Origin of the sequence: Streptomyces sp. NPDC002785, assembly GCF_040295565.1 — a bacterium.
Taxonomy (GTDB): domain Bacteria; phylum Actinomycetota; class Actinomycetes; order Streptomycetales; family Streptomycetaceae; genus Streptomyces.
In genome coordinates this window covers 1-17,794 of the sequence record NZ_JBEOVN010000092.1, presented here as the reverse complement: position 1 = coordinate 17,794, position 17,794 = coordinate 1, and the positions used below count along the sequence as shown (strand labels likewise).

The following is a 17,794-nucleotide window of genomic DNA, read 5'->3' as shown; positions in this document are numbered from 1 at the left end:
GCGCACCCCGGTGCTCATCCGTGTGTGACGGTCACCGGCTCGAAGTCGATACGTGTCCTCGCCGCGTCTTCCGCCCAGCAGACCTCCACCGTGTCCCCGTCCACATTCACGCCGCTCACCACCGCGTCGAGCGGCGCCGCGTCGGGCTCCGCGGTCAGCGAGGCGAGCGCCACCAGCACCACCGTGCCCTCAGCAGCCGCGGACAGCCGGGGCACCACCGCCCATCGCGTGTACGCCGTGCCCTGCGGGGCCCGTGTCCCGTCCCGCGTCTCCCAGCCGTGCAGCCCGTGCAGCGCGGAGGTCACCGCATCGTCGCGGCCGGTCGCCCAGCCCGTCTGCTCCACCCGGGCCCCTGCCGGTGCGCCGAGCACGCGGTGCACCCGCAGCTCGTACCGGCCGCGGACCACGGTGACGCTCTCCACCCGCATCCCCGGCACCATCGGCGCACCGGACGTGAACACCGGGCGGTGCCAGGAGGCGGCCCAGCCCCAGCCGTCGCCCCCACCGGCGCCCAGCGGACGGACGGCGCGGCGACCGCTGCGCGTCCCGGCGACGATTACGGCCAGGTGGTTGTCCGTCACGTTGGCCTTCGACGTAGGGCCGGTCACCGTGGAGTACGACTGACGGCTGTACAGCGGATCGTCCTGCACACCCGACTCGCCCTCGTGCGGGCGCACATGGTCGCTGCCGTGATTGTGCAGCCGCACGATCCCGTCCGCCCGGGTGGACTGGACGAGCAGTCCGGGCGCGGGCAGTGCGAGTACCCGGTCGGGACCCTCGCTCGGCGCAGGCTCCTCGGTCGCGGTCCACAGCGGATGGCCGTCCGGGGCGAGCAGCGAGACGAAGGCCTTGGACGCCCAGTACGGCGAGGCGGGGGCAGAGTAGTTCTGCAGCGTCGCCTCGTGCGGGCCGTGCCAGCCCAGGCTCAGCAGTCCGTCCGTACCGGTCGCACCCCGGTCCAGGAAGTAGCGCAGCGACCCGTTGATCACCCGCCGCGAGGCGCCGGGCGTGAGCGGGGTGTGGCCGGTGACGGCGCCGAGCGCGACCGACGAGGCGGCCGCGAAACGGTACGTCAGTGAGCGGCCGAAGTGGATCGGCGCACCGTCACCGCCGAACAGCAGCGAGAAGCCTTCCAGGTGTTCGCGCAGCCGGTCGCCGTAGTGCGCGGACAGCTCGGCGTCGCCCGACAGATGCGCGTCCAGGACGGGGTAGAGGTGCAGCGCCCAGCCGTTGTAATGGTCGAACGCGCGGCCGTCGCCGTCCGAGTACCAGCCCTGTCCGCAGTACCAGCCCTCCAGCAGGTCGAGGGCACGCTCCTTCGCACGGGCCGTCTCCGCGTCGCCACGGCCCACGGAGTCGAGGAACGCGGCCACGGAGTAGGGGAACAGATACCAGTTGTTGGGGGCGAGGGTGTGCCGCAGTGCGCCACGCAGCCACTCCTCGGCATGGTCCTGTACCCCGGACTCCAGCTGGTCCCAGAGCCACGGCCGGGTCAGCCGCAGCCCGATGGCGACCGATGCGGACTCGACCATCGGCTGGCCGAAGACGGTGTGGTCGCGGATCAGCGGCCAGGACTCGGCATCGTCCCGGCCGGGGGTACAGGTGCCGGCGGTGAGCCCATCGGCGTATCGGTCGAGCCAGCCGTGCGGGTCCTTGCCGTCCGCGCCCGCCACCCGGAAGGCGGCGGCGAGGAACGTGCGCGCGTACCCCTCCAGACCGTCGGAACGCACACCGGATGCGGACGGCCGGCCCGGCAGGTCCAGCAGCGCGCCGCCCGGAGTGGCCCACTGCCAGGCGGCCTTGAGCAGTCCGTCCGCCGCTGCCTCCCAGTGCGCACGGGTGTAGCCGGTGTACGGGCTCAACGTCCGGTCATCGGCGGGGAGTTCGAGGGGAGAGCCCAGGTGGGGTGCGGTCATGCGAGGAATGCCGGCCTTTCGCTTCGTACGGGGTGGGCGAATCCGTCGCCCGCGGCCCAGCGGCCGGCCTCGCCGACCGCCGGATCGACCAGCCGCCGCCACTCGTTGCCAGGCAGGGCGGCAATCGTGGCGAGCACGGATCGACGACTCCTTCGACCCGGCATCTGCGCCTCCCGCGGCTCCTGGTTCGGGTCACAGGGAATCCTGATCGACTGATCGGTAGCGGTCAATAGATCGCTCAGAAGAAAATTAAAGCGGTCAAACGCTCACTCGGTGAGAAGGGGCAGGACCTGCGCGGATCCACGCACCTTGAGCGTGGGCAGCAGTTCCGTCCGGCGCACCGGCCCGGTCGCGCCGACGGCCCCGGACAGTCGGTGGAGCAGCAGCTCGGCAGCGGCCCGCCCGATCTCCGCCTTCGGCGGCGCCACCGCTGTCAGGGGCGTGCTGCCGAGGGCCGCGACCACATCGTCGTACGCCACCACCGAGCAGTCCCGCGGCACCCCGACGCCGCTCTCCGTCAGCCGCTGCACCAGCATCAACGCGTCCACATCGCCGTGCAGCACGGCCGCCGTGGCGCCCCGCTCCCGCAGCAGCGCGGCAAGGTCGAGAGCGGTGCGGCCGTCGGTCGCGGGGGCCTCCACAGCGGCGGCGGCTCCCGCAGCAAGCGAGTCGGGGCCGGGGCCGGGCACCGCCCCCGGGGAACTCAGCACCACCGACCAGTCCTCCACCTCCGGACGGGCCGCGGCGATCTCGGCGAACGCGGCACGGATACTGCGCGCCGTCGGACTGTCGTCGCGGGCGGCCAGCACGATACGGCGATGTCCCAGCGACACCAGATGCTCCACCGCGAGATACGTCCCGTACCAGTGATCGGAACAGACGGAGTCCAGGGCGTGCAGCGCGCTGCCGGGCCGGGGCCGCCGTTCCATCAGTACGGTCGGCACGCCCACGTCCGCGAGCCAGCCGTAGTCCAGCTCCTCCGAGCGCGCATTGCGCCAGCGCGGCGCAATCAGCAACCCGCGCGCGCCGTCCGCCAGCGCCCGTTCCACCAGCGGACGTTCGGCGCCGGCCGCCTGTGGTGCTATGTGCAGGGCGATCCGCGTCCCGGACTCCTCCAGGACGGTCCGGGCACCGTGCAGGGTCTCGTACAGGTACGAATGCAGCTCCGGGACGACCAGGGCGACCGCCCCGCCGTCCCCACCGGGCTCCTCGCTCCTCGGCGCCGGGACCGCGGCGGGCGGCTGCGCCTCGCCTGCCGGCCGGGCCACCCCGTGTCCGCGCCGCAGCCGCCCGACACGGGCCAGTTCTTCGACGTCGCGCCGGATCGTGACCACCGAGACGTCCAGCTCGGCCGCGAGCACGCTGATCTTGACCGCGCCGCGCGACTCCACCACCGACAGGATTCGCTGCCGCCTGAGTTCAACCGGCTCCCGCATGCTGTTGGCCCCCTCGCCGTACCGCTGCGCGTTGTTCGTTTGAACGCTTCCTGCGAGCGCTTGAGCCGCAGCATAGCGATCACTCCTCCGCTGTCCACGCGCGTGGACCGTCCCGTACGCCCCACCGATCCCAGGAGGCACCCCTGGTCGCTGCTGCTGGACGCCTGCCTACCGCTGTTCGTCCTGTCTGGCGCCTACATCGGCCGCAGGTGCGTGGACCGCATCAACCAGAAGCTCTTCGAGCAGCTGGTGATCGGCGCGACCGTCCTCGGCGGACACCAGCTGCTTCTGCGCTGACCGCACACAGCGTTCCGTACCGCCACTGCACACACGCCTCAGCCCTCCCCGACCGCTGCTCGCTGCGATCGTGGAGGGCTGAGAACAAGACGTGCGCGGGGCCGGGTCAGACGATGCCTTCCTCGATCTCCGCCTGCTCACGAGCGTTCCCGTACGCCGACGGCGTGCTGTACGAACGGCGCGCGACGAACCACCACACGGTGGCCAGAACCAGCACCGCGACCAGCGCGATCGACGCGTAGTTCATCGAGTCGACCGTCACCGGGGACGACTGCGGGAGCAGGAACAACACGGTCACGATGGCGACCCACACCACGGCGATCCAGCCGATCGGCTTGCTCCAGCGGCCCAGGTGCCAGGGACCGCGTTCGAACCGGTCGCCGGAGCGCAGCTTCAGGAAGATCGGGATCGCGTAGGCGGGCGTGATGCCGATGACATTGATCGCGGTCACCGCACCGTAGGCGGTGGCGGAGTACAGCGATGGCAGCGCGAGCGCTCCTGCGACGACGACCGACAGCCACACCGCGTTGACGGGTGTCTGGGTGCGCGAGCTCACCTTGTGCCACAGCGCCGAGCCCGGCAGTGCGTTGTCACGGCTGAACGCGAACACCATCCGGCTGGCGGCGGCGACCTCGGCGTTGCCGCAGAACAGCTGCGCCGCGATGACGATCAGGAGCAGGGCGGTGGCTCCGGAGGTGCCCAGCGCGTCGATCATGATCTGGGCCGGCGGTACCCCGGTGGCGCTGTTCTGGGCGCCCGCGTAGTCCTGGATCGCGAAGGTCAGCCCGGCGAGCAGTACGAAACCGGCGACCCAGGAGGCCCAGATCGCGCGGACGATGCCCTTGGCGGCCGTCACCGAGGCATTGGACGTCTCCTCCGACAGATGGGCGGAGGCGTCGTAGCCGCAGAAGGTGTATTGCGCGAGGAGCAGGCCGATCGCCGCCACGTACAACGGGTTGTGCCAGCCCGTGTCATTGACGAACTCGGTGAAGACGAACGACGGCGACTGGTGGTGCGAGGGCACGATGGCCAGCACGGCGACGATCACCGCGACACCGGCGAGATGCCACCACACACTGATGGAGTTGAGCACGCTGACGAGGCGGACACCGAAGAGATTCAGCACGGCATGCAGCAGCAGAATGCATACAAAGATGATCATTGTCTTGCCCGGTGTGGGGGTGAATCCCCACTGCAGATTCATCAGCGCGCCGGTGAACAGCGCGGCACCATAGTCGATACCGGCGATCGCACCGAGCAGCCCGAGCAGATTCAGCCAGCCGGTGTACCAGCCCCACTTGCGGCCGCCGAGCCGGTCGGCCATGTAGTACAACGCCCCCGAGGTCGGGTAGGCGCTGGTCACCTCGGCGAGTGCCATGCCGACGCAGAGTACGAAGAGGCCGACACCGGCCCAGCCCCAGAGCATCACCGCAGGGCCACCGGTCGACATGCCGAAGCCGTACAGGGTCATGCAGCCGGACAGGATCGAGATGACGGAGAAGCTGATGGCGAAGTTGCCGAAGCCGCCCATGCGGCGGGCGAGTACCGGCTGGTAGCCGAGTTCACGCAGCCGCTGCTCCTCGTCCATCGGTGGGGCGGCCTCCGCACCCGACTGGGTCCGGGTGGATATGGACATGGGAAGAACCTCCATGAGCGGTGATGGGGAAGGGATGGAAAGCGGTCGGTTCGAAACGGGTAGGCGGCGCGGCGTCACGACGCCATGGCTCAGCCGTGCGGCCCCCGTCCGGGGTCGCGGAGCACGGCGAGACAGCGGCTCCGGGCGCGCAGGAAAACCTCCTCGGCGCCCCCCGGGGCTTCGGGATCACGGGCGCGGTACGCCCACGGAACCGAGGTGAAATAGGGGCCGAGCTCCTGGAACACCGGTGTGGCGTCGGTGAATTGGAGGGCTCCCCACAGGGCGTGGGCCAAATGGTTCAGGTCGAGCAGGGAATGGGAGATCGGGGCCGTGCGACGGAACCAGAGCTCCAGGGCCCGGACCGCGTCCCGCTCGGCGTCCTCGGTGACCCAGTGGAGATCCAAAGCCTTCTCGTGCCCGCGCTCACGGCGGTAGCGCTCGACCCGCACATACAGAGGCAGCACATGCAGCGCGGAGCCGTCGGGGGCGGAAGAGGCGGCCCACTGCACGAAGTTGACCGCCTCCGAGAGCGTTCCGCCGGCCTTTCGCGCGTACACGAACTGGAGCATCCGGTGGTAGGCCTCGCGGTTGCACGGATCGCGCTTGTCGGCCTCCGCGAGCAGCCCCCACGGACCCGGGAAGAGCATCGGTCCCGGCGGATGCAGCCGGTGCTCCTCCAGCTGCTGCCGCTCGTCCAGCTGGGACAGGGCCAGCAGGCACACCCATGGCACCGGGTCCGCGGGCGAGGCGTGCGCGGCAGTACGGCACGCTCCCCAGGCTTCCTGCCACAGCTCCTGTGCGCCTGGACGGCCTTCGCGATGGGCCCGCACGGCCCGTTCCACCACGACCCGCGCGTGCATTACGGCAGCGGCGACACTCCGGGGCTCCTCGGTCAGCCAGGCCTGAACCGCGTCCGAACGGGCGGCAAGCGCCCCGAGCACCTGTGTGCGCTGGGTCCACAGGGTCCAGTCCGGCGTACTCTCCAGTAGATTCCGCATGGACATCCAGCGTCCGGTACGCAAATCCTGTAACGCGACACGTAAGTCGTTGTCATGGCCGGCCGGGTGATAAACCGGCCGGAAATCACTGTTGGCCATGGACTCGCCCTGCCCCCGTGCGACGGGACGGCATGCGACGAATGGGGGATCTCCTCAGCATGTCACGCAACCCGGCGGTGGCGTGGAACCCGTGCAGATGCGGAAGGCCCGGGAGCCGGAATCTCGGCGCTCGGGGCAGATTGTCGGTCTCATCAATCCTCAAGGACGTGGGGGGGCAGAAGCAGCTGTTGAAAACGAACTGCTCGAAAGCGTCCGGTTGTTGTTCGGCGGTGAGTGTATGGCCAGTTGCTCCGTACTCTGGACCGATTGGCGGATCTTACTCAAGTCATTCCATTCGTAAGGACGTTGCCTAGCCATCCGGCTGTTCCGGCCGCGCACCCGGGCAGCCCTTGACGTAGGCGGTGGTCTGCACCACTCTGGGCGTCGAAGATCAATGATCAAGATTCCGTTCAAGCCGCAGAGCTTGCGCACAGCTGGAGTGTCGATGACAGGCCCGGTACTCGCAGTGGACCAGGGCACATCGGGAACCAAGGCTCTGGTGGTCTGCCCCGAGCGTGGCGTGATCGGTTCCGCTTCGGTGCCGGTGCGGCCACGTCACGGTGCCGGGGGAGCGGTCGAGGTCGACCCCGCCGAGCTGCTGGGCTCGGTCGTCGATGCCGGACGCCAGGCGCTGCACGAAGCGGGTGAGCCGGTGGCCGCCGTGGGCCTCGCCAACCAGGGCGAGACAGTGCTCGCCTGGGATCCCGACACGGGGCGGCCGCTCACCGACGCGATCGTCTGGCAGGACCGGCGCTCCGCCTCGATCTGCGCGGAACTCGCCCCGCACCAAGAAGAGTTGACGCAACTCACGGGCCTGCCGCTCGATCCGTACTTCGCCGCACCCAAGATGGCCTGGATCCGTCGTGAGCTGACCCGCGAGGGCGTCGTCACCACCAGTGACTCCTGGCTCGTCCATCAGCTGACCGGTGCGTTCGTCACGGACGCGGCGACGGCAGGACGCACCCAACTGCTCGACCTCGACCGGGTCGGCTGGTCACCCGCGGCCCTGGACATCTTCGGCCTCCGCGACGAACGCCTGCCGGCCGTTGTCGACTCCGACGGGACTGTCGGTACGACGACCGCCTTCGGCGGTGAGCTTCCGCTGACCGGACTCCTCGTCGACCAGCAGGCCGCCCTGCTCGCTCAGAACGCCCTTGAGCCGGGCAACGCCAAGTGCACCTACGGAACCGGTGCATTCCTGCTCGCCCAGACCGGGTCCGCCCCGCGCCGCAGCTCCACCGGACTGGTCGGCTGTGTCGCCTGGCGGCTCGGCGGCCGTACGAGCTACTGCCTCGACGGACAGGTCTACACCGCCGCGTCCGCCGTCAACTGGCTCACCGACCTGGGGGTGATCTCCGGCGCGGCCGACCTCGACCCGGTCGGCGTCACCGTCCCCGACTCCGGCGGTGTCACATTCGTACCGGCACTCGCCGGACTCGCCGCCCCGTGGTGGCGCGGCGATCTGCGCGGATCGGTGACCGGCCTCGGCCTCGACACCACCGCGGGCCACCTGGTGCGCGCCCTGTGCGAGGGCATCGCCGCACAGGTCATCGAACTCACCGAAGCGGTCGCGACCGACCTGGGCTCCCCGCTGACCTCGCTCCGCGTCGATGGCGGCCTGACCCGCTCCGCACTGCTCATGCAGACCCAGGCCGATCTGCTGCAACGACCCGTCGAGGTGTCCGCGCTGCCCGATGTCACCGCACTCGGTGTCGGAGCCGTCGCCCGCCTCGGCCTGGACCCCCGGCTCCCGCTCCGGCAGGCCGTACCCGAATGGAAGCCCGCAGCCGTGTACGAGCCCCGGATCGGCGCCGACGAGGCGGCCGAACGCCTCGCCGGATTCCGTGCGGCCGTGCAGACCCTGCTGGAACATGCCTGATACGTACGAGAGTCACACGATGAGCTGGATCGATCCGCACGGCGCGACCGTGCGGATCGCGGTGCGCTGACCGCACGTCAGGGAATCAGCAGCCAGTCCGAACCGATCGCCGCCAACAGACCGACGGCCAGCAACCAACTGCCGAGCCGGGTACGGCCGTTCCTGCTGAGCTCGATCACGATCCCGCACAGGATCAGTGCGAGCCCGTACACCCCGACCACCAGTACGGACGACCGGCTGGCGATCCGCAGCGCGAGAACGACCGCCATCGCCGCCATGCCGACCGACGAGAGGACGATGCGCAGCCGCCTTGCCTGACGAGGTGTCAGCCTTCGGGTCTCCGTCTCGGTCTCGTTAACAGTCTCGGGAACAGCCTCGGAATCGGTCTCGGGAACAATCTCCGAAACGGCCTCGGAATCGAGTTCCGCAGCGGCCTTTGCAGCAGCCTTGGGAGTGGCCTCGGGAGCGGCTATCGGGGTGTCCACGGCCTGGTCCTGGTCAGAAGTGCTCATGACGCCGGATCGTAATGGCTGCGGGCGGCTCTGCTCACCGCTCCGGGCGTCGGGCGGTGAAGGTGGCGTAGGTTCTGGGCATGCCCGGCCACATTCTGATCCTCGGCGGTACGACGGAAGCCCGGCAGCTCGCCGCCGAGCTGACCGGGCCCGGCGGCGACGCGACGGTGCGCATCACCACCTCGCTGGCCGGCCGGGTCGCTCGGCCCCGGATGCCCGCCGGCGACGTACGCATCGGAGGCTTCGGCGGCCCCCAGGGCCTCGCCGACTGGCTGCGGACACACGGTGTGGACACCGTCATCGACGCCACCCACCCATTCGCCGACACCATCAGCGCCAATGCCGCCGAGGCCGCGAAGGCCACCGGCACCGCGCTGTTCGCGCTGCGCCGCCCCGGGTGGACGGCAGACCCCGGCGACCGCTGGCACCCGGCCGACGACCTCGCGCACGCCGCCGCGCAACTGCCCGCCCTGGGCCGCCGGATCTTCCTCACCACCGGCCGCCTCGGCCTGGCCGCCTTCGCCACGGCCCCGGGCGCGGACGCGCTCCACTTCCTCGTACGGTCCGTGGAGCCTCCCGAGCCACCGCTGCCCCGCCACACCGACGTACTCCTCGACCGTGGCCCGTACACCGTCGAAGAGGAGACGGCTCTGTTGCGCGACCGCGTCATCGACGTCCTCGTCACCAAGGACAGCGGCGGCCCCGCCACCGCGGCGAAACTCACCGCCGCCAGGAATCTCGGCCTGCCCGTGGTCGTGGTCCGCCGACCGCCGTCGCCCGAAGGCGTACCCGTCGTGCACGATGTGGCGTCGGTACTCCAACTGCTTTGCCAGGAAGGATGATTCAGTCGCGACGCAGCAGATACGTATCCATGATCCAGCCCTTGCGGGCGCGTGCCTCGGCCCGCAGCTCCTCGATCCGGTCCGACACGTCGGTGAGGCGCCCGGAGACCAGGATCTCGTCCTCCGTCCCCACGTACGCGCCCCAGTAGATGTGGAGATCCTGGTCGAGATGGCGGGTGAACGCCTGCCGTGCGTCGAGCATCACCACCACGTCGTCGACCCCCTCGGGCCAGCCTTCGGCCAGCCGTCGGCCCGTCGTGATCTGCACCGGCCTCGCCACCCGGTTCAGCCCCGTCCGGTGTTTGGCCAGCAGCGCGGAGACACTGCTGATCCCGGGCACCACCTCGTGGTCGAAGGTGACCGAACCCCGGTCGAGGATCTCTTCGAGGATGCCGAGAGTGGAGTCGTACAGCGCGGGATCGCCCCACACCAGGAACGCCCCGCACTCGTCCTCGCCGAGATCCTCCGCGATGAACCGCTCGTACAGATCCGCGCGGCGCCTGCGCCAGTCGTCCACCGCAGGTGAGTAGTCCGACGTCCGGCGGTCCCGCTCCGGATCCCGCACCTCGACGAGCCGGTACGAGGTGTTCTTCACATGCACATCGAGGATGTCCCGCCGCAACCCGATCAGATCGGACTTCTCCTCACCCTTGTCGAGGACGAAGAACGCATTTGCGTGGTTCAGCGCCTTGACGGCCTGGAGGGTCAGATGGTCGGGGTCGCCCGCGCCGATACCGATGACATAGATCTTTCTCATCGCACCGAGTCTGCCCCATGCACCAACGCCCCGGGCGTTGGGCTACCGGCCCCCGGGCCGAAGACACGGCGCCTCGTCGGCCGCGTCGACGGGCCGCACACGCCCCGCGTCCGAGGCGCAGGCCTCCTTCGCCTCGACCCGTCCCGCCAGCTCCTCGGCCCAGCCGATCAGCCCGTCGACCCCGATCCCGTGAGGAAGGATGGCGCCGAACTCCGCGAGCGCCGCCGCGCCCCGTCGCAACAGCCGGGCCCCGCCCGTCGTATTGCCCCGCGCCGCATGCGTCAGCCCCACGGCAAGCTGCGCAAGACCGCGCCACAACTCCCGTTCTGCCACCGGGCCCGACTTCCACGCATCCTCGAACACCTCGTGCGCATGGAACGGCATCCCCGCGTCCAACAGCCGTTGTGCCTCACACAAGGTCTCCTCGGGGGTACGGGCCACGCCCTCGGGCTGACGCTCCACTCCCGGTGCCCCGTACGGCAGGGGGCGCCCCAGGCCGTCACGGGGGCGCGCACTGCGCGCGCGGCCCTCGGCGTCGCGGTCCCTGCGAGTCTCGTCCACCCCTCGATTGTGCCCCGTACCTGCGGCGAACTGTCCGAACCACTGTCGGTGGACCCCCGCGCACGACTAGTGTCGACAGTCATCCGCATCACTTTGGGGAGGGTAGGGATGAAGCAGTCCCGGCCGCTGTACGAGCGCGAACCGGAACTCGCCGCTGCCGCACAAGCCGTGGAAGCCCTCTGCGGCGCCCAAGCGGCCGGCGGGCTGCTGATCTACAGCGGCGAGGCAGGCATTGGCAAGACAGCACTGCTCGCCGAGATCCAGGCGATGGCCGCCGACCGCTGCACGGTCTGGGCCGCACGCGGCGGCGAAACGGTCACGTCCGTGCCGTTCCACGTCGTACGCCAACTCCTGCAGCCCGCCCTCGACCAGTTCCCGCCCGACGAGGTGAGGGCCCTGTTCGGGGCCTGGTACGAGATCGCCGCGCCCGCACTGGGACTCGCCGAACCGAGCGGTCCCCAGCCCGATCCGCAGGGTGTGCGGGACGGCCTCGACTGGGTCGTCTCCCAGCTCGCATCCCGGCTGAGCGACCGTCCGCCGATGCTCGTCATCGACGACGCACACTGGGCGGACGGCGAATCCCTCGCCTGGCTCGCCTCGTTCACCGCGCGCCTGGGCGAACTGCCCGTCCTGGTCGTCCAGGCCCACCGGCCGGAAGAGCTGGCAGCGCGGCAGAAGGAGAGCGGACAGGGCAGCGCCCACCCCTCCCAGGTCCGGGTCGCGCTGCGCGCCCTCACCCCGGACGCCACTGCGGAACTGGTCCGCGCAGGCCTCGGTGAACACGCCGACGATCCGTTCTGCCGTGAGGTGTGGGCCGTCACCGGCGGCAACCCCTACGAGGCGGTCGAACTCGTCGCCAAGGTCCAGGACCGCGAACTTACGCCCCTGGAGGAGTCGGCCGGGCTGCTGCGCGAACTCGGCGCGTCGGCCCGCGGCAGCGGACTCGTCGCCCGGCTCGAACGGCTCGGTACCAACGCCAACCGGTTCGCCTGGGCCGCAGCCGTCCTCGGTACGGAGATTTCGCAGGATCTCGCAGCCACCCTCGCCGGAATGAGCCCCGCCGAGGCCGCAGACTGCACGGCGCGGCTGCGCGACGCCCGAATCGTCACCGGCTTCGACCCGCTGGAGTTCGTCCACCCGCTGATCGCCACCGCGGTGTACCGCTCCATCCCGCCGGCCATCCGCACCGCCATGCACGGCCGGGCCGCCTGGGCGATCACCCGGGCGGGACTCGGCCCCGCCGCGGCCTCCCGGCACCTTCTCGAAGTGCACCCCGACGACGACCAGGAGCTGGTCGAGCAGCTCCGCGAAGCAGCCAAACAGCACCTCGCGGTCGGTGCCCCGGAGGCCGCCCGCCGCTGCCTCGAACGCGCCCTGCAGGAACCACCGCGCCAACGGGTCAAGGCCACCCTGCTGTACGAGCTGGGCTGCGCCACACTGCTCAGCTCCCCGGCCACCACCGTCCAGCATCTGCGGGCCGCCCTCGAGATGCCCGGGCTCTCCGACGACCAGCGGGTCGACGCCACCTACCGGCTCGCGGCCGCGCATTCCCACAACAACCAGCTGAAGGAAGCGGCACGCGCCCTCGCCGCCGAGGCCGCACGCACCGCCCCCGGCCCAGGCCTGATGCGGCTCCAGGCCGCCCACTTCCTCTGGGAGGGCATGCAGGCCGCCGAGGACGACGGACCCGCCCGCTCCGGCCGGCTCGCCCGCAACGCAGACCATCTGTCCGGCCGCGACAACGCCGAGCGTGCCCTGCTCACCATCCGCGCCTTCGACGCCATGATGCGCGGCGAGAACTCCCAGCTCATCGTCGACCTCTGCGAACGCGCCCTGGTCGACGGTCACCCCGCCCGAGGGCTCGGCTGGACCGACACCGAGTGGGGCTTCGAACTCCCGACCCTCGTCGGCATCACCTACGCCTTCACTGACCAGCTCGACCGGGCCGAGGAGCTCTTCGGCGAGGCCGTCCGCGCCTTCGAGATCTCAGGCTGGAGCGGTGCACATCTCGCGTTCGCACACACTCTGCTCGGGCTGGTTCACCGCCGTCGTGGCCGACTGGCCGAGGCCGAGGGCTTCCTCCGCGAAGGACTGCGCCTCGCCGACCGGGTCGGCAGCGGACTTCCCGTCCACTGGGACGCGGCCTGCCTGCTGATCGACACCCTGGTCGCCCGCGGCCGTGTCACCGAAGCCCGCGAAATCGCCGACCGCTACGATTTCGCATCGCCCTACCCCAGCGCGATGGTGCTGCCCGACGCGCCGTGCGTACGCGGACGGCTGCTGCTGGCCGAAGGCCGTACGAAGGAAGCGGCCACCGAACTCGAAGCGGCCGGTCAGGCCCTCGAACCCCGCGGCAGGTTCAATGGCGTCTGGGCTCCCTGGGCCGGCGATCTCGCCCGCGCCCTGGCCGAGGAGGACCCGGGCCGCGCCGCCCAACTCGCCACCTCGGCCCGGGCGCACGCCGAACGCTTCGGCACGGACACCGCGATCGGTGAGGCCCTGCGCTGTGTCGCCCTCTTCGCCCGTCCCGAGGACGTCACGCATCTGCTGGCCGAGTCGGTCCGCCACCTGGAGGCGTCCCCGTCCGCGTATGAACATGCCCTGGCCCTCGTCGACTACGGCATCGCGATCCGCTCCCCGCGCGAACTCGCCAGAGCCCACAAACTGGCCACGGCGTGCGGCGCCGAATCCCTGGCGAACCACGCCCACCAGGCACGGGCGTCGATCCGGTCCTCGGAGTGAGGTAATGTTTGTCCTGCGCAGCCGCCCGGGAACACCGGGGGGAATCGCATCGGGACGTGGCGCAGCTTGGTAGCGCACTTGACTGGGGGTCAAGGGGTCGCAGGTTCAAATCCTGTCGTCCCGACTTTTCGAAGTCGCAGGTCAGGGGCTGTTTCAGAGGAGATCTGAAACAGCCCCTTGATCATTTTCGGGACCAGTTGGGGACCAACGCACCTGACCGGAGGCGAAGCGCACATTGACCCAGTCAAGGTGCGCCATGTGGTCCGTTGACGTGCGCACTTTCCGCCCCCTGCGGGCCGATGACCGTACGGCCGCGTCTATCCAACGCCCCTGTCGGTAGCGGCCTGTGCTCGTGCTTATGTTCCGGGTTCCGACCAATGACAGGTGCCGTGGTGCCGTCGTGGTGTCAGGACAGCACCGTCGAGGGGCGCGGCCGTCCCAGGTGGCGTAGTACAGCCGTGACGACCGTGTGGGGCCAGACGGCGTGCGACCAGCGTTCTCGCTTTGCCCGCCTCAAGCACCCCGCCCAGCCGGGGCTCTCGCTGACGGTCTCAGTCGAAGATTGCGTACAGGTTCTTCATCAGGGTGGCGGGACCGCTGGCGGCTCCAGGGCGACCGGAGGGCCGACGCCGACATAACGTAGGCCAGGTTTGCTTTTTGCACCGATGCCGTGCCTCGCCAGGCGTGGTACGTGTCGGCGATTTTCGCCAGGTCAGCTTCTGTCAGAGTCCGCTCGGTCCGGTCAACCATCTCGCCCATTCCGCGGGCGTCGATGAAAAGGGTTTTGCCGCGCCGGTCGTCCAGGCGTTTCGCGCCCTGGGGGACTTGTCTTTGGTCAGGAACCACAGGCAGGCCGGGATTTCCGAGGGCGAGACCGGGGACTCCGTCAGGGCAGGGGATTTCGCCGGGCCCTGGGACTTCGCAGTTGCCGGGACTGACGAGGCGTACGACGACGCGCTGGGTGAGACCCTTCCAGCCGGCTGGGAGGAGCTCCTGCCGGAGGACCCAGTACGGCTCGGTCGGTTCCGGCTCCGCGCACTTAGCGCCCACGGTTGGCCTGATCTGACTATGTACCTGGCCGAGGACGAGGACGGCACCGTCGCCACGGTCCGGGCGCCCGTCCCCCTGCATACCCGCGACCCGGGTACCGCGCGGGACCTCGTCAGGACGGAAGCCGAGTGCCTGACGCGCATGCAGGGCACGCATATCCCCGCACTCCTCGGCGTGGCGACGCCCACCACAGGGGAGCTGCCGTGGGTCGCGGCGACCTGCGTCCACCGCCGCACAGATGATCCGTCCTCACCGCCCGCACGCCGTCCAGGAACAGTGGCTGAAGGAGAACCCGGACGTGCCGCGCGACCGCACAACACTGCTGAACCAACAGGATGCAGTCGCCCGCCGCGTCCTGCACAGCCGGTGAAGTTGCCAACGATGTCCCCCGCTGGGTCTTGGGGCGGGACCGGCCAGCGGGAGTGCATCAGCTGGGCCGGGGCGCGCTCGACGGCTTCCGGCGGGACAGGACGACAACCCGGCCTGGCCGTCGCCGCGTCTGACGATGGCCGGCGCAATGAGGAGTCGCTCGTGGAGGGCAGCGCAGGATCACCTCGCGGGCCAAAGTGCCGGGCGGCAGGAGAAGCGGCGTGCGGTCCAGGCGGCCCGGACGGCGCAGGGCGTGGTCAACGTCCCAGGGGATGTTGGTCGCGGCCAGTACGAGCACGTCCGCGTCGGCATCACCGCGGGTTGCCGGTGTGCCACGGGGGCCGTCGAATCTCCTGGCAGCCCCTGGCACCCGCTGGAACGTCAAGCCGGAACGCTGTCGGTCAGTGGCTCGCGGGTGCGGGGATGGCCGGGTTCGGTGAACACTGTTTCGGTGGGCCCGGTCTCGACGATCCGCCGAGATCAGTTGCGACGTCCTCATACATGCGCTTACCTGCTGCCGCCGCACGGTACAGCGCTACGGCATCGTTCCTGAACTCCGTCGAGTACGGAAGTCGCCATCCCACAGGGACATTCCTTCTATGGACCTGCGAGATCCATTGTCAGGTGTCCACCCGACAGGGGTCACCTCAATCGCTCACCTTCGGCGTCGCCTGGCGGCTCCACGAGCGGTGGCTGGGGTGCGGGGGTGGTTGCGCGGCGGATGGCGATGAGGGCGATGTCGTCGCCGAGGCTCCCTCTGGTGTGGGCGAGCAGGTCCCGCTGGATGTGGTGAAGCAGGGCTTCGGGGGTTTTGTCGGACCACTGGGCGGCGCGTTCCTCGAACGGGTAGAAGAAGCCGTCGCGGTCGCGGGCCTCGATGACGCCGTCGGTGTAGAGGAGCAGGGTGTTGCCGGAGCCGAAGGGCAGCACGTCGAGGGTGTGGTCGTCCGGGTCGGTGAGGCCGACGCCCAGTGGGGGTGCGGGGTGCAGGTTCGGGACGGTCACGGTGTTGTCCGGACCGAGCAGCAAGGGCGCCGGGTGGCCGCAGCTGGTCATTTGGATGACGGGTTCGTCGTCGGGGATCTCCAGCAGGGCAGCGGTGACGAAGCGTTCCCCGGCCTCATCCGCCGGTTCGAAGTCGGCCAGGTAGCGGGTCACGCTGCGTTCCAGCGCAAGGGCCATTTGGGGCAGGGCGGCGTGCTGGTGAGCGGCCTCGCGGAAGGCGCCGAGCAGGAGGGCGGCCTCGCCGATGGCGGGCAGCCCCTTGCCCTGTACGTCGCCGATCATCACACGCACTGCGCTGTCGGTACGGGCGGCGGCGTACAGGTCGCCGCCGATCTCGGCCTCCTCCTCGGCGGACATGTAGAGGCAGGCGAGCTGCAGCGGGCCGAGCCTGCTGGGCAGTGGCCACAGCAGGGCGTGCTGGGCGGCCTCGGCGACCGACCGCACCTGGGCCAGCTGGCGTCTGTGCCAACGGCGCACCACGGAGAAGAACACGATCAGCAAGGAGAGCACCGTGAGGGCGAGCACCTGCACCAGCAGGTTCTGCGAGTACTGCACGCCGAGGCGCCAGCCTATGAACGCCTGCGCCGCCACGGCCAGGGCTCCGATACCGCCCGTCGTCCAGGGCCCGGCGAACGACGCGGTGACCGCGGGCGCGATCACCAGCAGGGGGCCGAGGACGATGTTGGGGGTCGCTACGTCCACGACGGTGATCAACACGATGAGCGCGACCGGGAGCACCAGCAACGCATGGGCCGGCCGTAGCTGCCCTATCCCGGCAAAGCGCCACCTGGAAGCCATGTCTTCCACAGTGCACCCACCCAGGGCGGTTAGCGAGAGGAGCCAGCCGGCCGCTTCCAAAGGTGACCGCCTCGGCGATTGAGGAACTCCTGCGCCACCTGAGTGAGCGGGTGAGAGCTCCACCGGCGCCGGTGCGGTGGTGTCGCGGCTGCCCTCCACGGGGCGGTGGCAGCGGGGGCGAAGGCGCAGCCGGCGGCTGCGGGCTCGGTGGGGTTCGGCGGGGAGCCGGGGATGGCGGGCGGGAGCACGCGCGGGCCGCCCACGTGGACGAAGGATCCCAGCAGGCGTTGGGGGTGTTGGGGGGCCACGTAGACCTCGGCGACGGGGCCGGACTCGACGATCCTTCCCCCGTACATCACCGCGATGCGGTCGCAGGTCTGGGCCAGCACGGAGAGGTCGTGCGTGATCAGCAGCAGCGACAGGCCCAGATCGCGGCGCAGCTTCGCGAGCAGGTCTAGGGCTGGGTCGTGGTGTCGCTGTAGGCGGGCGGGGTGGGGGAGCGAATCCGGGCGAGGGCTTCGCGAAGGTGCTGAATGCGGTCGCGTGGTGGGTGGTCGCAGCCGTCTCCCCAGCGGGCGGGCTCGGGCTGGTGGACGGTGCGTACGGGGACCGGGAGTGGCTGGCGAGCGACGGCCCGGCGCGAGGGCGTCGAGACGGCGTGTGCGCAGGTCACCGCCTGCGCGTTGGCCGCGCTCCCGGTCGGGGTGCGGGCCCGGATCCTGACCAGGTATGTCAGTACAGTGCTGCGCGGCCAACATCCCACGGAGTAAGCGGAGTTCAATGACAGTCGCACGTAGGTCGATTCTCAAGGGCCCGTCGGCGGCAGGTGCCGCGCTGGTGATGCCGCCAAGCTGGCCGTCGGCTACACGCTCGACGAGATCCCGAACGACATCACCG

Annotated in this window: 16 protein-coding genes, 1 tRNA gene and 2 pseudogenes; 7 read left to right on the top strand and 12 right to left on the bottom strand. The window is 70.2% G+C overall.

Features of this window, described 5'->3' with window-relative positions:
* Nucleotides 1–14 precede the first annotated feature (14 nt).
* From ABTZ94_RS21495 to ABTZ94_RS21485, 3 genes are all read right to left on the bottom strand, one after another.
* Complete coding sequence (locus tag ABTZ94_RS21495) at nt 15–1,916, bottom strand: DUF2264 domain-containing protein (protein ID WP_351202657.1); 1,902 nt, start codon at nt 1,914–1,916, stop codon at nt 15–17.
* Entirely contained in the window at nt 1,913–2,053 is a 141-nt protein-coding gene (locus ABTZ94_RS21490) for a hypothetical protein (protein ID WP_502967282.1), read from the bottom strand. Before ABTZ94_RS21490 ends, ABTZ94_RS21495 begins: the two co-directional genes overlap by 4 nt.
* A gap of 129 nt (nt 2,054–2,182) precedes the next feature.
* The gene (locus ABTZ94_RS21485) at nt 2,183–3,352 is read right to left on the bottom strand and encodes a substrate-binding domain-containing protein (protein WP_351202656.1); all 1,170 of its coding nucleotides are present in this window, start codon (nt 3,350–3,352) and stop codon (nt 2,183–2,185) included.
* A 147-nt stretch (nt 3,353–3,499) separates the two neighbouring features.
* On the opposite strand from ABTZ94_RS21485, the pseudogene ABTZ94_RS21480 reads away from it, so the two are divergent.
* A pseudogene (locus ABTZ94_RS21480) lies at nt 3,500–3,649 on the top strand (sulfite exporter TauE/SafE family protein); the annotation flags it as partial.
* A gap of 106 nt (nt 3,650–3,755) precedes the next feature.
* On the opposite strand, the gene ABTZ94_RS21475 reads toward ABTZ94_RS21480, so the two are convergent.
* Nucleotides 3,756–5,285 carry an amino acid permease gene (locus ABTZ94_RS21475; protein ID WP_351202655.1) on the bottom strand — a complete coding sequence of 510 codons (1,530 nt, stop codon included), beginning with the start codon at nt 5,283–5,285 and terminating at the stop codon, nt 3,756–3,758.
* A gap of 89 nt (nt 5,286–5,374) precedes the next feature.
* Nucleotides 5,375–6,382, bottom strand: a complete 1,008-nt coding sequence (locus ABTZ94_RS21470) for a hypothetical protein (protein WP_351202654.1) — start codon at nt 6,380–6,382, stop codon at nt 5,375–5,377.
* 445 nt (nt 6,383–6,827) lie between these two features.
* Here ABTZ94_RS21470 and ABTZ94_RS21465 point away from each other — a divergent pair, with 445 nt between their 5' ends.
* Complete coding sequence (locus tag ABTZ94_RS21465) at nt 6,828–8,261, top strand: FGGY family carbohydrate kinase (RefSeq protein WP_351202653.1); 1,434 nt, start codon at nt 6,828–6,830, stop codon at nt 8,259–8,261.
* 77 nt (nt 8,262–8,338) lie between these two features.
* Here the strand turns inward: ABTZ94_RS21465 and ABTZ94_RS21460 are convergent, their stop codons facing one another.
* Nucleotides 8,339–8,773: a hypothetical protein gene (locus ABTZ94_RS21460; protein WP_351202652.1), complete on the bottom strand. Its 435-nt coding sequence runs from the start codon at nt 8,771–8,773 to the stop codon at nt 8,339–8,341.
* 80 nt (nt 8,774–8,853) lie between these two features.
* Between ABTZ94_RS21460 and ABTZ94_RS21455 the strand changes: the two genes are divergently transcribed.
* Nucleotides 8,854–9,615, top strand: a complete 762-nt coding sequence (locus ABTZ94_RS21455; RefSeq protein ID WP_351202651.1) for a cobalt-precorrin-6A reductase — start codon at nt 8,854–8,856, stop codon at nt 9,613–9,615.
* Nucleotide 9,616: 1 nt separating this feature from the next.
* Here ABTZ94_RS21455 and cobF read toward each other — a convergent pair whose 3' ends face one another.
* Nucleotides 9,617–10,372 carry a precorrin-6A synthase (deacetylating) gene (gene cobF / locus ABTZ94_RS21450; protein WP_351202650.1) on the bottom strand — a complete coding sequence of 252 codons (756 nt, stop codon included), beginning with the start codon at nt 10,370–10,372 and terminating at the stop codon, nt 9,617–9,619.
* 42 nt (nt 10,373–10,414) lie between these two features.
* Nucleotides 10,415–10,933 (bottom strand): DUF309 domain-containing protein, encoded by a 519-nt coding sequence (locus ABTZ94_RS21445; RefSeq protein ID WP_351202649.1) that lies wholly within the window; start codon nt 10,931–10,933, stop codon nt 10,415–10,417.
* A gap of 108 nt (nt 10,934–11,041) precedes the next feature.
* Here ABTZ94_RS21445 and ABTZ94_RS21440 point away from each other — a divergent pair, with 108 nt between their 5' ends.
* Together ABTZ94_RS21440 and ABTZ94_RS21435 are read left to right on the top strand one after the other, a co-directional pair.
* Nucleotides 11,042–13,675, top strand: a complete 2,634-nt coding sequence (locus tag ABTZ94_RS21440) for an ATP-binding protein (protein ID WP_351202648.1) — start codon at nt 11,042–11,044, stop codon at nt 13,673–13,675.
* Nucleotides 13,676–13,725: 50 nt separating this feature from the next.
* Nucleotides 13,726–13,799: transfer RNA gene (locus tag ABTZ94_RS21435), tRNA-Pro, on the top strand.
* Nucleotides 13,800–14,188: 389 nt separating this feature from the next.
* Here the strand turns inward: ABTZ94_RS21435 and ABTZ94_RS21430 are convergent.
* Nucleotides 14,189–14,425, bottom strand: coding sequence for a hypothetical protein (locus ABTZ94_RS21430; protein ID WP_351202666.1), 237 nt, complete (start codon nt 14,423–14,425; stop codon nt 14,189–14,191).
* A gap of 538 nt (nt 14,426–14,963) precedes the next feature.
* Between ABTZ94_RS21430 and ABTZ94_RS21425 the strand changes: the two genes are divergently transcribed.
* Nucleotides 14,964–15,095 carry a hypothetical protein gene (locus ABTZ94_RS21425; RefSeq protein ID WP_351202647.1) on the top strand — a complete coding sequence of 44 codons (132 nt, stop codon included), beginning with the start codon at nt 14,964–14,966 and terminating at the stop codon, nt 15,093–15,095.
* 150 nt (nt 15,096–15,245) lie between these two features.
* On the opposite strand, the pseudogene ABTZ94_RS21420 reads toward ABTZ94_RS21425, so the two are convergent.
* Both ABTZ94_RS21420 and ABTZ94_RS21415 read right to left on the bottom strand, forming a co-directional pair.
* Nucleotides 15,246–15,404, bottom strand: a pseudogene (locus tag ABTZ94_RS21420) (ATP-binding protein); the annotation flags it as partial.
* 332 nt (nt 15,405–15,736) lie between these two features.
* Entirely contained in the window at nt 15,737–16,897 is a 1,161-nt protein-coding gene (locus ABTZ94_RS21415) for a PP2C family protein-serine/threonine phosphatase (RefSeq protein ID WP_351202646.1), read from the bottom strand.
* Nucleotides 16,898–17,193: 296 nt separating this feature from the next.
* Between ABTZ94_RS21415 and ABTZ94_RS21410 the strand changes: the two genes are divergently transcribed.
* Nucleotides 17,194–17,355 (top strand): hypothetical protein, encoded by a 162-nt coding sequence (locus ABTZ94_RS21410; RefSeq protein WP_351202645.1) that lies wholly within the window; start codon nt 17,194–17,196, stop codon nt 17,353–17,355.
* On the opposite strand, the gene ABTZ94_RS21405 is transcribed toward ABTZ94_RS21410, so the two are convergent.
* Nucleotides 17,352–17,660 carry a hypothetical protein gene (locus ABTZ94_RS21405; protein WP_351202644.1) on the bottom strand — a complete coding sequence of 103 codons (309 nt, stop codon included), beginning with the start codon at nt 17,658–17,660 and terminating at the stop codon, nt 17,352–17,354. The genes ABTZ94_RS21410 and ABTZ94_RS21405 overlap by 4 nt on opposite strands.
* Nucleotides 17,661–17,794 lie beyond the last annotated feature (134 nt).

Excerpts from the sequence above, each read along its gene's own strand:
- ABTZ94_RS21495 (WP_351202657.1), bottom strand. The coding sequence starts at position 1,916 with ATGACCGCACCCCACCTGGGCTCTCCCCTCGAACTCCCCGCCGATGAC.
- ABTZ94_RS21485 (WP_351202656.1), bottom strand. The coding sequence starts at position 3,352 with ATGCGGGAGCCGGTTGAACTCAGGCGGCAGCGAATCCTGTCGGTGGTG.
- ABTZ94_RS21475 (WP_351202655.1), bottom strand. The coding sequence starts at position 5,285 with ATGTCCATATCCACCCGGACCCAGTCGGGTGCGGAGGCCGCCCCACCG.
- ABTZ94_RS21470 (WP_351202654.1), bottom strand. The coding sequence starts at position 6,382 with ATGGCCAACAGTGATTTCCGGCCGGTTTATCACCCGGCCGGCCATGAC.
- ABTZ94_RS21465 (WP_351202653.1), top strand. The coding sequence starts at position 6,828 with ATGACAGGCCCGGTACTCGCAGTGGACCAGGGCACATCGGGAACCAAG.
- ABTZ94_RS21460 (WP_351202652.1), bottom strand. The coding sequence starts at position 8,773 with ATGAGCACTTCTGACCAGGACCAGGCCGTGGACACCCCGATAGCCGCT.
- ABTZ94_RS21455 (WP_351202651.1), top strand. The coding sequence starts at position 8,854 with ATGCCCGGCCACATTCTGATCCTCGGCGGTACGACGGAAGCCCGGCAG.
- cobF (WP_351202650.1), bottom strand. The coding sequence starts at position 10,372 with ATGAGAAAGATCTATGTCATCGGTATCGGCGCGGGCGACCCCGACCAT.
- ABTZ94_RS21440 (WP_351202648.1), top strand. The coding sequence starts at position 11,042 with ATGAAGCAGTCCCGGCCGCTGTACGAGCGCGAACCGGAACTCGCCGCT.
- ABTZ94_RS21430 (WP_351202666.1), bottom strand. The coding sequence starts at position 14,425 with ATGGTTGACCGGACCGAGCGGACTCTGACAGAAGCTGACCTGGCGAAA.
- ABTZ94_RS21425 (WP_351202647.1), top strand. The coding sequence starts at position 14,964 with ATGATCCGTCCTCACCGCCCGCACGCCGTCCAGGAACAGTGGCTGAAG.
- ABTZ94_RS21415 (WP_351202646.1), bottom strand. The coding sequence starts at position 16,897 with ATGGCTTCCAGGTGGCGCTTTGCCGGGATAGGGCAGCTACGGCCGGCC.